The organism is Streptacidiphilus pinicola (genome assembly GCF_003258295.1).
GTDB classification, from domain to species: domain Bacteria; phylum Actinomycetota; class Actinomycetes; order Streptomycetales; family Streptomycetaceae; genus Streptacidiphilus; species Streptacidiphilus pinicola.
This window is the reverse complement of the sequence record NZ_QKYN01000099.1, coordinates 21,215-34,320: the sequence shown is the minus strand read 5'-3', so window position 1 is coordinate 34,320 and position 13,106 is coordinate 21,215. Positions and strand designations below refer to the sequence as shown.

The 13,106-nt window shown below is 66.6% G+C and carries 23 protein-coding genes; 1 reads left to right on the top strand and 22 read right to left on the bottom strand.

Annotation, left to right across the window (positions count from 1 at the left end):
* Positions 1 to 189: 189 nt before the first annotated feature.
* From rpsK to secY, 7 genes are all read right to left on the bottom strand, one after another.
* Entirely contained in the window at positions 190 to 597 is a 408-nt protein-coding gene (gene rpsK, locus DN069_RS25120) for a 30S ribosomal protein S11 (RefSeq protein ID WP_042367634.1), read from the bottom strand.
* Between the two features lie 74 nt (positions 598 to 671).
* The gene (gene rpsM / locus DN069_RS25115; RefSeq protein ID WP_111504526.1) at positions 672 to 1,052 is read right to left on the bottom strand and encodes a 30S ribosomal protein S13; all 381 of its coding nucleotides are present in this window, start codon (positions 1,050 to 1,052) and stop codon (positions 672 to 674) included.
* Positions 1,053 to 1,244: 192 nt separating this feature from the next.
* A complete protein-coding gene (gene rpmJ / locus DN069_RS25110) occupies positions 1,245 to 1,358 on the bottom strand; it encodes a 50S ribosomal protein L36 (protein WP_009740505.1) in 114 nt (37 codons plus the stop codon).
* A 33-nt stretch (positions 1,359 to 1,391) separates the two neighbouring features.
* Positions 1,392 to 1,613 (bottom strand): translation initiation factor IF-1, encoded by a 222-nt coding sequence (gene infA, locus DN069_RS25105; protein WP_003956442.1) that lies wholly within the window; start codon positions 1,611 to 1,613, stop codon positions 1,392 to 1,394.
* 174 nt (positions 1,614 to 1,787) lie between these two features.
* Complete coding sequence (gene map, locus DN069_RS25100) at positions 1,788 to 2,621, bottom strand: type I methionyl aminopeptidase (RefSeq protein ID WP_111504524.1); 834 nt, start codon at positions 2,619 to 2,621, stop codon at positions 1,788 to 1,790.
* Between the two features lie 93 nt (positions 2,622 to 2,714).
* Positions 2,715 to 3,374 carry an adenylate kinase gene (locus DN069_RS25095; RefSeq protein WP_111504522.1) on the bottom strand — a complete coding sequence of 220 codons (660 nt, stop codon included), beginning with the start codon at positions 3,372 to 3,374 and terminating at the stop codon, positions 2,715 to 2,717.
* On the bottom strand, positions 3,374 to 4,687 hold the full coding sequence (gene secY, locus DN069_RS25090) for a preprotein translocase subunit SecY (RefSeq protein WP_111504520.1): 1,314 nt from the start codon (positions 4,685 to 4,687) through the stop codon (positions 3,374 to 3,376). Before secY ends, DN069_RS25095 begins: the two co-directional genes overlap by 1 nt.
* A gap of 391 nt (positions 4,688 to 5,078) precedes the next feature.
* On the opposite strand from secY, the gene DN069_RS25085 reads away from it, so the two are divergent.
* On the top strand, positions 5,079 to 6,515 hold the full coding sequence (locus DN069_RS25085; RefSeq protein WP_165845630.1) for a glycosyltransferase family 39 protein: 1,437 nt from the start codon (positions 5,079 to 5,081) through the stop codon (positions 6,513 to 6,515).
* An 80-nt stretch (positions 6,516 to 6,595) separates the two neighbouring features.
* Here DN069_RS25085 and rplO read toward each other — a convergent pair whose 3' ends face one another.
* The 15 genes from rplO to rplV all read right to left on the bottom strand — a co-directional run bounded on the left by rplO (position 6,596) and on the right by rplV (position 13,101).
* On the bottom strand, positions 6,596 to 7,051 hold the full coding sequence (gene rplO, locus DN069_RS25080; protein ID WP_042367651.1) for a 50S ribosomal protein L15: 456 nt from the start codon (positions 7,049 to 7,051) through the stop codon (positions 6,596 to 6,598).
* A 1-nt stretch (position 7,052) separates the two neighbouring features.
* Positions 7,053 to 7,235 (bottom strand): 50S ribosomal protein L30, encoded by a 183-nt coding sequence (gene rpmD, locus DN069_RS25075; protein ID WP_042367653.1) that lies wholly within the window; start codon positions 7,233 to 7,235, stop codon positions 7,053 to 7,055.
* On the bottom strand, positions 7,235 to 7,861 hold the full coding sequence (rpsE, locus tag DN069_RS25070) for a 30S ribosomal protein S5 (protein ID WP_111504516.1): 627 nt from the start codon (positions 7,859 to 7,861) through the stop codon (positions 7,235 to 7,237). Before rpsE ends, rpmD begins: the two co-directional genes overlap by 1 nt.
* A 46-nt stretch (positions 7,862 to 7,907) precedes the next feature.
* Entirely contained in the window at positions 7,908 to 8,291 is a 384-nt protein-coding gene (gene rplR / locus DN069_RS25065) for a 50S ribosomal protein L18 (protein WP_037605700.1), read from the bottom strand.
* Between the two features lie 3 nt (positions 8,292 to 8,294).
* Positions 8,295 to 8,834 (bottom strand): 50S ribosomal protein L6, encoded by a 540-nt coding sequence (gene rplF / locus DN069_RS25060; protein WP_111504514.1) that lies wholly within the window; start codon positions 8,832 to 8,834, stop codon positions 8,295 to 8,297.
* Positions 8,835 to 8,857: 23 nt separating this feature from the next.
* The gene (gene rpsH, locus DN069_RS25055) at positions 8,858 to 9,265 is read right to left on the bottom strand and encodes a 30S ribosomal protein S8 (RefSeq protein WP_111504512.1); all 408 of its coding nucleotides are present in this window, start codon (positions 9,263 to 9,265) and stop codon (positions 8,858 to 8,860) included.
* Between the two features lie 174 nt (positions 9,266 to 9,439).
* On the bottom strand, positions 9,440 to 9,625 hold the full coding sequence (locus DN069_RS25050) for a type Z 30S ribosomal protein S14 (RefSeq protein WP_037575347.1): 186 nt from the start codon (positions 9,623 to 9,625) through the stop codon (positions 9,440 to 9,442).
* Between the two features lie 3 nt (positions 9,626 to 9,628).
* Complete coding sequence (gene rplE, locus DN069_RS25045) at positions 9,629 to 10,198, bottom strand: 50S ribosomal protein L5 (protein WP_111504510.1); 570 nt, start codon at positions 10,196 to 10,198, stop codon at positions 9,629 to 9,631.
* Positions 10,198 to 10,521: a 50S ribosomal protein L24 gene (rplX, locus tag DN069_RS25040; protein WP_042367806.1), complete on the bottom strand. Its 324-nt coding sequence runs from the start codon at positions 10,519 to 10,521 to the stop codon at positions 10,198 to 10,200. The genes rplE and rplX overlap by 1 nt, the downstream gene beginning before the upstream one ends.
* 15 nt (positions 10,522 to 10,536) lie before the next feature.
* On the bottom strand, positions 10,537 to 10,908 hold the full coding sequence (rplN, locus tag DN069_RS25035; protein ID WP_042451761.1) for a 50S ribosomal protein L14: 372 nt from the start codon (positions 10,906 to 10,908) through the stop codon (positions 10,537 to 10,539).
* Between the two features lie 103 nt (positions 10,909 to 11,011).
* Positions 11,012 to 11,284: a 30S ribosomal protein S17 gene (gene rpsQ, locus DN069_RS25030; RefSeq protein WP_111504508.1), complete on the bottom strand. Its 273-nt coding sequence runs from the start codon at positions 11,282 to 11,284 to the stop codon at positions 11,012 to 11,014.
* Positions 11,284 to 11,508, bottom strand: a complete 225-nt coding sequence (rpmC, locus tag DN069_RS25025) for a 50S ribosomal protein L29 (RefSeq protein WP_042367671.1) — start codon at positions 11,506 to 11,508, stop codon at positions 11,284 to 11,286. Before rpmC ends, rpsQ begins: the two co-directional genes overlap by 1 nt.
* Complete coding sequence (gene rplP / locus DN069_RS25020; RefSeq protein WP_111504506.1) at positions 11,505 to 11,924, bottom strand: 50S ribosomal protein L16; 420 nt, start codon at positions 11,922 to 11,924, stop codon at positions 11,505 to 11,507. Before rplP ends, rpmC begins: the two co-directional genes overlap by 4 nt.
* A gap of 2 nt (positions 11,925 to 11,926) precedes the next feature.
* Positions 11,927 to 12,754 carry a 30S ribosomal protein S3 gene (gene rpsC / locus DN069_RS25015; RefSeq protein WP_042387007.1) on the bottom strand — a complete coding sequence of 276 codons (828 nt, stop codon included), beginning with the start codon at positions 12,752 to 12,754 and terminating at the stop codon, positions 11,927 to 11,929.
* Complete coding sequence (gene rplV / locus DN069_RS25010) at positions 12,754 to 13,101, bottom strand: 50S ribosomal protein L22 (protein WP_111504536.1); 348 nt, start codon at positions 13,099 to 13,101, stop codon at positions 12,754 to 12,756. The genes rpsC and rplV overlap by 1 nt, the downstream gene beginning before the upstream one ends.
* Positions 13,102 to 13,106: the final 5 nt, after the last annotated feature.

The following is a 13,106-nucleotide window of genomic DNA, read 5'->3' as shown; positions in this document are numbered from 1 at the left end:
ACCGGGAGCGGAACTCGTCAACAACCTCTTCGGTCAGCGTGGGACGCTGAGCGATCAGCATGAGGGAAATCCTCCAGATAGATCTTCGGCACCCACTATTTGATGCCGACGAACAAAGGATACGGCCTCCGGGTGAACCGGAGGCCGCATCTTCAAAACAGCACAGCGATCGCTACGCAGCGCGAAGCGTCAGACGCGACGACGCTTCGGCGGGCGGCAGCCGTTGTGCGGAACCGGCGTGACGTCCTGGATGGAGCCGACCTCCAGGCCGGTGGCCTGGATGGAGCGGATCGCGGTCTCACGACCGGAGCCCGGGCCCTTGACGAAGACGTCGACCTTGCGCATGCCGTGCTCCTGCGCACGACGCGCGGCGGCCTCGGCGGCCATCTGCGCGGCGAACGGGGTCGACTTGCGGGAGCCCTTGAAGCCGACGTGGCCCGAGGACGCCCAGGCGATCACGTTGCCGGACGGGTCGGTGATCGAGACGATCGTGTTGTTGAACGTGCTCTTGATGTGGGCGTGCCCGTGAGCGACGTTCTTCTTCTCCTTGCGGCGGATCTTCTTCGCGCCGGCAGCCTGACGGCCCTTGGGAGGCATAAGCTGATTTCTCCTACTGAGGTGGTCGGTCCGCTAGCCCAGCGGGCCGGATTAAGTCCGGTTTAGGGGGCGGACTACTTCTTGCCCGGCTTCTTCTTGCCGGCAATCGCGCGACGCGGGCCCTTACGGGTACGCGCGTTGGTGTGGGTGCGCTGACCGCGGACCGGGAGGCCACGGCGGTGACGCAGACCCTCGTAGCAGCCGATCTCGACCTTGCGGCGGATGTCGGCGGCGACGGCGCGGCGGAGGTCACCCTCGACCTCGAAGTTCGCGTCGACGAACTTCTGCAGCGCGACGAGGTCATCCTCGGTGATGTCGCGGACGCGGATGTCCGGGTTCACACCGGTCTCGTCCAGCGCCTTCTTCGCGAGGGTGCGGCCGATGCCGTAGACGTAAGTGAGGGCGATCTCGATCCGCTTCTCGCGGGGGAGATCAACGCCACTGAGGCGTGCCATGAATCTGGCTCCTGTTGTTTCTTCGGAGGTCTGACGAAACGCCTACCCGTTCAGCTCCCGCTGATCGAGCCCCGGCCTCCGACCGGGGGTGGCAGTCTCCCGTCTCCGCTGGGGAGGACGAGGGATCGGGCATCCCGTTTCATGTTGTTTTTCGCGTCGCGCGAAGAGTTACGACCCGTACAGGGGGTGAGATCAGCCCTGGCGCTGCTTGTGGCGCAGGTTCTCGCAGATCACCATGACCCGGCCGTGACGGCGGATCACCTTGCACTTGTCGCAGATCTTCTTGACGCTCGGCTTGACCTTCATCTGACTGTCAATCTCCGGGTCTGGATCTGCTGGTTACTTGTACCGGTAGACGATGCGACCGCGGGTCAGGTCGTACGGGCTGAGCTCGACGACGACCCGGTCGTCCGGGAGGATGCGGATGTAGTGCATGCGCATCTTGCCGCTGATGTGCGCGAGAACCTTGTGACCGTTCTGCAGCTCCACCTTGAACATCGCATTCGGCAGAGACTCGATCACGGTGCCCTCGATCTCGATGGCGCCTTGCTTCTTGGCCATAATCCTGCGGAATTCGCCTTCCGGAATCGACTACCGTAGTCGGCACTCACGCAGGGATCTGAACCAGATCCACCCTGGCCTTACCGGGCGAGGACATGCGGAAGCAAGCTACGAGTGAGCCGACACAGCAGTCTACGTCAGTAGGCAAGTGAACGCGAAATCAGCCGAGCAGCCCTAGCCGAGCGGGTCGGGCGCCACCGTCACGCCGAGCTCCGCGAGCTTGGCCTTGCCGCCGTCGAAGGCGGTGAGCACGAACGGGCCCTCCTCCGTCAGGGCGATGGAGTGCTCCCAGTGCGAGGACCAGGTGCCGTCGTTGCTCACGACCGTCCACTCGTCCTCGAGCACGTGGGTCTTGGGCGTGCCCAGCGTGATCATCGGCTCGATCGCGACGCAGAAGCCCGGAACCAGCTTCATGCCGCGGCCGCGGCGGCGGTCCACGTAGTTGAGCAGGTGCGGGTCCATGTGCATGGCGGAGCCGATGCCGTGGCCGCCGTAGTCCTCGACGATGCCGTACTTCCCGCGCGGCGGCAGCGGCTGGCGGCGGATGAAGGTCTCGATGCCGCGGCTGACGTCGGAGAGCCGGTTGTTCTTCTTGACCTGCGCGATACCGGCCCACATGGAGCCCTCGGTGGTCGCGCTCAGCGCGTGCAGCTCGGGGGCGTGGCCGCCGCCGACGAAGACGGTGACGGCGGCGTCGCCGTGCCAGCCGTCGACGATCGCGCCGCAGTCGATCGAGATCATGTCGCCGTCCTGCAGCACCCGCTCGCCGGGGATGCCGTGGACGACCTCCTCGTTGACGGAGGCGCAGATCACACCGGTGAAGCCGTGGTAGCCGAGGAAGTTGGACTTCGCGCCGTGGCCCTCGATGACCTTCTTGGCGACGGCGTCCAGCTCACCGGTGGTGGCGCCGGGCACCGCGGCCTCGCTCGCCGCCTTGAGCGCCTCGGCCACGATCAGCCCGGCCTCCCGCATCTTCGCGATCTGCTCGGGCGTCTTGATCTCAACCATGCGCTCTTCCCACACTCCTCGACCGGGGCCACACACAGAACTGCGGCCGTGACATCCCTCCAGGGTGTCACGGCCGCAGCCAAGATATGAAACTCAGTCGTTCGCGTTCTCCCGCAGCGCGGCGATGGCGCGCCCGGTGACCTCGTCGACCTTGCCGAGCGCCGAGATCGTGGTGACCAGGCCCTGCTTGGCGTAGTACTCGATGATCGGCTCGGTCTCCGTGTGGTAGACCTCGAGCCGGGTGCGCACGGTCTCCTCGCTGTCGTCCGAGCGCTGGTACAGCTCGCCGCCGCAGATGTCGCAGACACCCTCGACCTTGGGCTGGTTGTAGAGCACGTGGAAGATGTGCGCGCTGTCGTTGCGGCACAGGCGGCGGCCGGCGATGCGACGGACCACCTCGTCCTCGGGGACCTCCAGGTCCAGCACGCCGTCGAGGGCGATGCCGAACTCCTTGAGGATCTCGTCCAGCGCGACGGCCTGCGCGGTGTTGCGCGGGAAGCCGTCCAGCAGGAAGCCGTTCTCGGCGTCGGCGTGCTGCAGGCGGTCCTTCACCATCGCGATGGTGACCTCGTCGGGTACCAGCTTGCCCGTGTCCATGATGCTCTTCGCCAGGCGGCCCAGCTCGGTGCCCTGCGAGATGTTGGCGCGGAACAGATCGCCGGTGGACACGTGGGGGATGGACAGGGTCTGGGCCAGCAGCGCGGCCTGAGTACCCTTCCCGGCCCCGGGGGGTCCGACGAGGACGATACGCATCAGCGGAGGAACCCTTCGTAGTTGCGCTGCTGGAGCTGGCTCTCGATCTGCTTCACAGTTTCAAGGCCAACACCCACAACGATGAGGATGCTCGTGCCGCCGAACGGGAAGTTCTGCGACGCCGAGAACAGCCCGAGTGCGATCAGGGGCACCAGGGCGATGATGCCCAGGTAGAGCGAGCCCGGCCAGGTGATCCTGGTCAGCACATAGTTCAGGTATTCCGCCGTCGGGCGGCCGGCCCGGATGCCCGGGATGAACCCACCATACTTCTTCATGTTGTCGGCGACTTCTTCGGGGTTGAAGGAGATGGCCACGTAGAAGAAGGCAAAAAAGACAATCAGGACGAAGTACAGAATCATGTAGAGCGCGCTGTCACTGTTCTTCGCCAGGTTCTCCTGGACCCACTGCCCCCAGCCCTTCGAGGAAGAACCGCTGAGCTGCACGACCAGCGCCGGAATGTAGAGCAGCGAGCTCGCGAAGATGACCGGGATCACACCCGCCTGGTTGACCTTCAGCGGGATATAGGTCGAGGTGCCGCCGTAGGCGCGGCGACCGATCATGCGCTTCGCGTACTGGACCGGGATCCGGCGCTGCGCCTGCTCGACGAAGACCACCAGGCCGACCATGCACAGGCCCATCGCGATGACGATGAAGAAGGTCAGCCAGCCCTTGCTCGCCTTGATGCTCCACAGCTGCGACGGGAACTGCGCGGCGACCGAGGTGAAGATGAGGATCGACATGCCGTTGCCGATACCGCGGTCGGTGACGAGCTCACCCAGCCACATGATGACGGTGGTACCGGCGGTCATCGTGATGACCATGGTGGCGACGGTGAAGACCGACTGGTCCGGGACCACGGTGCTGCCGGGGCAGGCGGAGCCGAAGAGCGCGCCGTTCTGGGCGGTGGCGGAGATCGCGGTGGCCTGCAGGATCGCCAGCGCGATCGTCAGGTAACGCGTGTACTGCGTGATCTTCGCCTGACCGGCCTGGCCCTCCTTCTTGAGGGCGTCGAGGCGCGGGATCACGACGGTCAGCAGCTGCAGGATGATGCTCGACGTGATGTACGGCATGATCCCGAGCGCGAAGACCGTGATCTGCAGCAGCGCGCCACCGGAGAACAGGTTCACCAGGCCGAGCAGCTGGTTGCCGCCCGCCTTGTTCATGTTCGTCAGACAGGTCTGCACGCCCGCGTAGTTCACGCCCGGCACAGGGATGTGCGCACCCATCCGGAACACGACCATGATCGCCAGCGTGAACAGCAGCTTCTTGCGCAGGTCGGGCGTCTTGAACGCCCGGGCGAACGCGGTGAGCACGGGGCCTCCTGCTGCTCCCGACCGACTGCGGCAGGGAGGGACGGTGGATCAGGGGGGCGCCGTCCGGGTGCTACCGACGAGTTGCGGCTTGTACCGAGACGGGGGGCCAACCTACAAGTGGACTCCACGGACTCTAACAGCCATGGGCACCGTGAAAGAAGCACGGAACTCAGGCGGGGTAGGACCGGTTCTTCTGCTGACGACCTTTGCGACCCTTGCGCCCCCACGGGACGAGGCACTTGTCCGTTGTGTCCACCCGTCGGGCGCTCGTAAGGAGTAATTGACCCGTGAATTGCCCATGAACAGCGCCTCACGGCCGACACTGGCAGACCCCGGGCTGGTAGACAGGACTCCATCCGGGGGACGGCCAAACGAACGACCGAGGCTTTCTTTGCTGCTCCAACGGCTCCGACGCACGCCCGTATGGCTCCCCCCGGCCCTGCTGGCGCTCCTGCTCGGCTTCTGGCACCTCGGCCGGCCGTTGCTGTGGCGTGACGAGCTCGCCACCTGGAGTGCGACGAGCCGAAGCCTCGGCCAACTCTGGGGCCTCCTCGGCAACGTCGACGCCGTCTCCGGCGCCTACTACCTCTTCCTGCACGGGTGGACGGCCGTCCTGGGTGACTCCCCCGCCGTGCTGCGCGCACCCAGCGCGCTGGCCATCGCCCTGGCCGCGGGCCTGACCGCGGCGCTCGGCAGACGTCTCTTCGGCGCACGCGCCGGCCTGTGGGCAGGGCTGCTCTTCGCCCTCGTCCCGGCGGTCCTGCGGTACGCCCAGGAGGCGCGGTCCTACGGGATGGTCACCGCCGCGGTGGTGCTGGCCACCTGGCAGCTGGTCCGCGTGCTGGACTGCCAGCCGGAGTGGTCCCGGCGGCGGATGCGCCTGGAGTGGCTCGGCTACGCGGGCGCGCTGGTCCTCACCGGGGCGCTGCACCTGGTCGCGCTTGCGGTGCTCACCTCGCACCTGTGGCTCGTCCTCACCCGGCGCCGGCGCGCCTGGCGCGGCCTGCTCGCGGCGACGGTGCTGGCGCTGGCCGTCCTGTCTCCGCTACTGATCGCGGGCCGCGCGGAGTCCGGCCGCCAGATCAACTGGATCCAGCGCCCCAACCTGCTGGCCTTCCCCGGCATGGTCCACGATCTGACCTCCTCGTGGCCGATCACCATCGCGCTGCTGGTGCTGGCCGTGGTCGCCTGCCGGCAGCGGGACGCCAGGCGCTATCTGCCGGTGCCGTTCCTGCCGATCGTGGCCGTCTGGATCGCCTCCCAGGGCACGAACTCGTACTGGGTGGAGCGCTACCTGCTCTTCACCGTCCCGTTGTGGACGGTGCTCGCGGGCGCGGGCGCGGAGAACCTCCCCCGGCCTCGCTGGACCGCGCCGGCGGCCCTGGTCGTGGTCGCGGCACTCGCCCTCCCCGGCCTGAAGGACCAGAGCGGCCTGTGGTCCCACACCGGCACGGACTGGCGCGGCGCCGCCCGCATCGTCTCCGCCGACCACCGGCCGGGCGACGCCATGGTCCCGGAGCGCGGCGGCGCCGCGGTCTACATGCTCGACCTGGGCATCGACTACTACCTCCCGGCGAAGGACCGCCTGAAGGACCTCTTCCTGGCGAAGCCCGCGGTGGCCCGCGACGACCTCATGGGCACCGAGTGCGCCGTCCCGGCCTCCTGCCTGAACGGGGCCCCGCGCGTCTGGGTGATCACCTTCGGCCACGCCCACGACGCCCTCGCCGGACTGCCACTCCCCCAGCAGCGCGCGCTCCGCGCGCACTACACCGTCACCGAGATCAAGTACGTCAAGGGACTGACGCTGGGTCTGCTGGTGGAGCGTTAGAACAGCGACAACACAACGACGAAGGCCCGGTCCCCCCCGAGGGGGAACCGGGCCTTCGTACGTGATCGTCAGCGACGAGCTCAGATGAGCTCGGTCACCGTGCCGCCGGCGGCGGTGATCTTCTCGGCGGCGGAGCCGGAGACGGCGTCCACCGACACCTGCAGCGCCACGGAGATCTCGCCGGTGCCGAGCACCTTGACGAGGGCGTTCTTACGAACGGCACCCTTCGCGACCAGATCCTCGACCGTGACCTCGCCACCCTGCGGGTAGAGCGCGGCCAGCTTGTCCAGGTTCACGACCTGGAACTCGACGCGGAACGGGTTCTTGAAGCCCTTCAGCTTCGGCAGGCGCATGTGAAGGGGCATCTGGCCACCCTCGAAGCGCTGCGGAACCTGGTAACGGGCCTTGGTGCCCTTGGTACCACGACCAGCGGTCTTACCCTTGGACGCCTCACCACGACCGACACGGGTCTTGGCGGTCTTGGCACCCGGGGCGGGACGCAGGTTGTGGATCTTCAGCGGGTTCTGCTCCGCCATCTCAGTCCACCTCCTCGACCGTGACGAGGTGACGGACGGTCTGGGCCATCCCGCGGATCTCGGGACGGTCCTCCTTCACGACCACATCGTGCATGCGCTTGAGACCAAGCGAACGCAGGGTGTCACGGTGGTTCTGCTTGCTACCGATGTAGGACTTGACCTGGGTGATCTTCAGGCGAGCCATTACGCAGCCCCCTGCCCAGCGGCCCGGGCGCGCAGCAGCGCGGCCGGAGCGACGTCCTCCAGCGGCAGACCACGACGGGCGGCGATCTCCTCGGGGCGCGAAAGGCCCTTCAGCGCGGCCACGGTCGCGTGGACGATGTTGATCGCGTTGTCGGAGCCCAGGGACTTCGACAGGATGTCGTGCACGCCGGCGCACTCGAGCACGGCGCGCACCGGACCACCGGCGATAACGCCGGTACCCGGGGAAGCCGGCTTGAGCAGGACGACGCCCGCGGCCTTCTCACCCTGGATGGGGTGGGGGATGGTGCCCTGGATACGGGGGACCTTGAAGAAGTGCTTCTTGGCCTCCTCCACACCCTTGGCGATGGCGGCCGGCACCTCCTTCGCCTTGCCGTAACCGACACCCACGGTGCCGTCACCGTCGCCCACCACGACCAGCGCGGTGAAGCTGAAACGACGACCACCCTTGACAACCTTGGCGACTCGGTTGATCGCTACGACGCGCTCGACGTAGGCGGTCTTCTCGACGGCGGCGCCGCCGTCACGACCGTCACGCTTACGGTCACGCCGCTCGCCACCGCCGGTGCCGCCGCCGGCGCCGCTGCCGCGGCGCTGGGGTCCAGCCATTGGATTTACCTCTCTCGTTTACGTCCGTCAGCCTGTGGCGGGCGGGTCAGAAGTCCAGACCGGCCTCGCGGGCAGCGTCCGCCAGGGCCGCGATGCGGCCGGCGTACTGGTTGCCCGCGCGGTCGAAGACGACCTGCTCGATACCGGCAGCCTTGGCGCGCTCGGCGACCAGGGCTCCGACCTTCTTGGCCTGCTCGGTCTTGTCAGCCTCGTTGCCCTTGATGGACACGTCGAGGGTGGACGCCGAAGCCAGGGTGTGGCCCGCGAGGTCGTCGATCACCTGCGCCACGATGTGGCGGTTGGACCGGGAGACCACGAGGCGCGGACGAACCGGAGTACCGGAGACGCGCTTGCGGACGCGGATGGCGCGGCGCTTGCGGGCGGCGGCCTTGTAGCCGTTGCCCTTGCCGATCTTCACACCGACAGTCATGGGTTACTTACCACTCTTTCCGACCTTGCGGCGGATGACCTCGCCCGCGTACTTAACGCCCTTGGCCTTGTACGGGTCGGGCTTGCGCAGCTTGCGGATCTTCGCGGCGACCTCGCCGACCTTCTGCTTGTCGATGCCGTCCACGTGGAACTTGGTCGGCGACTCGACCACGAAGGAGATGCCCTCCGGGGCCGGGACCAGGATCGGGTGGCTGTAGCCGAGCTGGAACTCCATGTCGGAGCCCTTCGCCGCGACACGGTAACCAACACCGCTGATCTCGAGCGACTTGCGGTAGCCCGCGGTCACGCCGGTGATCATGTTCGCCACCAGCGTGCGGGTCAGGCCGTGCAGGGCCTTCGACATGCGCTCGTCGTTCGGGCGGGAGACGACAACGGTGCCGTCCTCAACCTTCGCGATCTCGATCGGCGCGGCGACGGTGTGGGTGAGAGAGCCCTTGGGGCCCTTCACCGAGACCGTGCGGCCATCGATGGTGACGTCCACGCCGGCGGGAACCGGGATGGGCAGCCGTCCAATGCGAGACATTGCTGTACCTCCGTTTCCCTTAGTTACCAGACGTAGGCGAGGACTTCCCCACCCACGCCCTTCTTGGCAGCCTGCTGGCCGGTGAGCAGACCCTGCGACGTGGAGATGATCGCCACGCCCAGGCCGCCGAGCACCTTCGGCATAGCGGTGGACTTGGTGTAGACCCGCAGGCCCGGCTTCGAAATGCGCTTGATGCCCGCGATCGAGCGCTCACGGTTCGGGCCGAACTTGAGGTCGATGGTCAGCTTCTTGCCGACCTCGCCCTCCTTCGGCTCCTCGACCTTCCACGCGGTGATGTAGCCCTCCTGCTTGAGGATCTCCGCGATGTGAGTCTTGATCTTCGAGTGGGGCATCACGACGGAGTCGTGGTAGGCCGAGTTCGCGTTTCGCAGACGCGTCAGCATGTCTGCGATCGGGTCGGTCATGGTCATGATGGCCTGTGGCCTCTCTCACCGTGGTTTCCGCGCGCCTCGTTTGCAGAAGGGGCACGGGACCTGCGGTGTAGTAAGACGAATTCGGGGCAGCACGGGCCCCGACCTCCATAGGTTACAGGAGGCCGGGTGCCCGACTGGTCCGAGGTTGCTTACCTCAAAGCTTCTGGAGGATTACCAGGAGCTCTTGGTCACGCCCGGCAGCTCGCCGCGGTGCGCCATCTCACGAAGGCAGACACGGCACAGGCCGAACTTGCGGTACACGGAGTGCGGACGGCCGCAGCGCTGGCACCGGGTGTAACCCCGGACGCCGAACTTCGGCTTACGCTCCGCCTTGGCGATCAGCGCCTTCTTCGCCATGGGTCAGCTCTCCTTGAACGGGAAACCGAGAGCCCGCAGCAGCGCCCGGCCCTCGTCGTCGGTCTGGGCGGTGGTCACCACGGTGATGTCCATACCACGCGGACGGTCGACCTTGTCCTGGTCGATCTCGTGGAACATGACCTGCTCGGTCAGACCGAAGGTGTAGTTGCCCTTGCCGTCGAACTGCTTCGGCGACAGACCACGGAAGTCGCGGATACGCGGGAGCGCAAGCGAGACCAGGCGGTCCAGGAACTCCCACATGCGGTCACCACGGAGGGTGACGTGGGCGCCGATCGGCTGACCCTCACGCAGCTTGAACTGCGCGATGCTCTTGCGAGCCTTGGTCACGGTCGGCTTCTGGCCGGTGATCGCGGTGAGGTCCTTGACCGCACCGTCGATCAGCTTCGAGTCGCGGGCGGCCTCGCCCACACCCATGTTGACCACGACCTTGACCAGGCCGGGGATCAGCATGACGTTCTCGTAAGCGAACTGCTCGTTCAGCTGACCCTTGATCTCGGAGCGGTAGCGCTCCTTGAGACGGGGGCTGACCTTCTCAATCGAGGTGTCGGTCATCAGATGTCCTCACCGGTGCGCTTGGCAACGCGGATCTTGTTGCCCTGCTCGTCGAATCGGTAGCCGACGCGGGTGACGACCTTCTTGCCGTCCTTCTCCACAACGAGCTGAACGTTGCTCACGTGGATCGGGGCCTCGACGGTCACGATGCCGCCGGCCTTGGAGCCGTTGGCGGTGGGCGTGGCCTTGGTGTGCTTCTTGACCCGGTTGACACCCTCGACGAGGACCTTGGACGTGGTCGGGAAGGCCTGGATGACCTTGCCCTGCTTGCCCTTGTCCTTGCCGGTGATGACCTGGACCAGGTCACCCTTCTTGATCTTCATGCTGTCAGCCATTGGTTAGAGCACCTCCGGCGCGAGCGAGATGATCTTCATGAACTTCTTCTCACGCAGCTCCCGGCCGACCGGGCCGAAGATGCGGGTACCACGGGGGTCACCGTCGGTGTTCTTGAGGATGACGGCGGCGTTCTCGTCGAACCGGATGTAGGAACCGTCGGGACGACGGCGCTCCTTCACGGTCCGGACGATGACGGCCTTGACCACGTCGCCCTTCTTCACATTGCCACCGGGGATCGCGTCCTTGACGGTCGCCACGATGACGTCGCCGATGCCCGCGTAGCGCCGGCCGGAGCCACCGAGAACGCGGATGCAAAGGATCTCCTTTGCGCCCGTGTTGTCGGCGACACGCAGTCGCGACTCCTGCTGGATCACGTCTTTCTCCTGATCGTCAACGATCGGGACCGGGTCCGCCGCTGCTCACCCGAGCACCCCCGAAGGGGTCCCGGGCACATACGACGGCACCCAATCGCGTTCGTTACTTGGCCTTCTCGAGGATCTCGACGACGCGCCAGCGCTTCGTCGCGGACAGCGGACGGGTCTCCATGAGGAGAACACGGTCGCCGACACCGCAGGCGTTGGCCTCGTCGTGCGCCTTCAGCTTGTTGGTACGGCGGATGACCTTGCCGTACAGCGCGTGCTTGACGCGGTCCTCGACGGCGACGACGACGGTCTTGTCCATCTTGTCGCTGACGACGAGACCCTCACGGGTCTTGCGGAAACCGCGCGTCTCGTTGGTGTTGTCAGTCATCAGGCGTCCTTCACCGTGTCGATGCCCAGCTCGCGCTCGCGCATCAGGGTGTAGATCCGCGCGATGTCCTTCTTGACGAGCTTGAGCCGCCCGTGGTTGTCGAGCTGCCCGGTCGCCGCCTGGAAGCGGAGGTTGAACAGCTCCTCCTTGCGCTCACGCAGCTGCGCAACGAGACCCTCGTTGTCCAGCTCACGGAGCTCAGCAGCCTTGGTGCCGGCCATCAGCTCTCACCTGCCTCGCGCCGGACGATCCGGCACTTCATCGGGAGCTTGTGAGCAGCGCGGGTGAGCGCCTCACGAGCCATCTTCTCGTTCGGGTAGGACAGCTCGAACATGACCCGACCCGGGTGCACGTTCGCGACCCACCACTCCGGCGAACCCTTACCGGAACCCATGCGGGTCTCGGCAGGCTTCTTCGTCAGCGGACGGTCAGGGTAGATGTTGATCCACACCTTGCCGCCACGCTTGATGTGACGAGTGATGGAGATACGAGCGGACTCGATCTGCCGGTTCGTCACATACGCCGGGGTGACGGCCTGCAGGCCCCACTCGCCGAACGTGACTTCGGTACCGCCCTTGGCCGCACCACGACGCTTGGGGTGGTGCTGCTTGCGGTGCTTGACCCTGCGAGGGATCAGCATGGTCAGGCCTCCGTAGTGGTCTCAGCCGCAGCGGGAGCCTCGGTCGCCGCGGGGGCGGCGGCCTCGGTGTTCTGCTGCTGCGGACGGCGGCCACGGCCGCCGGCGGGACGGTCGCCGCCCCGACGGGGGCGCTCACCCGGGCCACCCGCACGCGGCGGACGGTTCCCGGCCTTGGCAGCGGCGTTGTCGGCGCGGACCTCGGCGATGTTCTTGACGTCGCCCTTGTAGATCCACACCTTCACGCCGATGCGACCGAAGGTGGTCTTGGCCTCGAAGAAGCCGTAGTCCACGTTCGCGCGGAGCGTGTGCAGCGGCACACGACCCTCGCGGTAGAACTCGCTGCGGGACATCTCAGCGCCGCCCAGACGGCCGGAGCACTGGATCTTGATGCCCTTGGCACCCGACTTCATCGTGCCCTGCATGCTCTTACGCATGGCACGACGGAAGGAGACGCGGGAGGACAGCTGCTCCGCGACGCCCTGAGCCACGAGCTGGGCGTCCAGCTCGGGGTTCTTGACCTCGAGGATGTTCAGCTGGACCTGCTTGCCGGTCAGCTTCTCGAGGTCGCCGCGGATGCGGTCGGCCTCGGTGCCGCGGCGGCCGATGACGATGCCCGGGCGGGCGGTGTGGATGTCCACCCGCACGCGGTCACGGGTGCGCTCGATCTCAACCTTCGAGATACCGGCGCGCTCCATGCCGGACGTCATCATGCGACGGATCGCGACGTCTTCCTTGACGTAGTCCTTGTACAGCTTGTCGGCGTACCAGCGGGACTTGAAGTCCGTGGTGATGCCGAGGCGGAACCCGTGCGGGTTAACCTTCTGGCCCATTACCGGGTCCCTTCCTTCGACGCGACGACCACGGTGATGTGGCTCGTCCGCTTGCGGATCCGGTACGCGCGACCCTGGGCCCGCGGACGGAAACGCTTGAGGGTCGGGCCCTCGTCGACATAGGCCTCGGAGATGAAGAGGCTGTCGACGTCGTTGTGGTTGTAGTTGTGCTCTGCGTTCGCAATGGCGCTGTTCAGCACCTTGAGAACGGGCACCGAAGCAGCCTGCGGAGCGAATCGCAGGACCGCCTGGGCCTCCGTGGCACTCATGCCACGGACAAGGTCCACCACGCGGCGGGCCTTCATGGGCGTTACGCGGATGTACCGCGCCGCTGCCCTGGCTTCCATGGTTG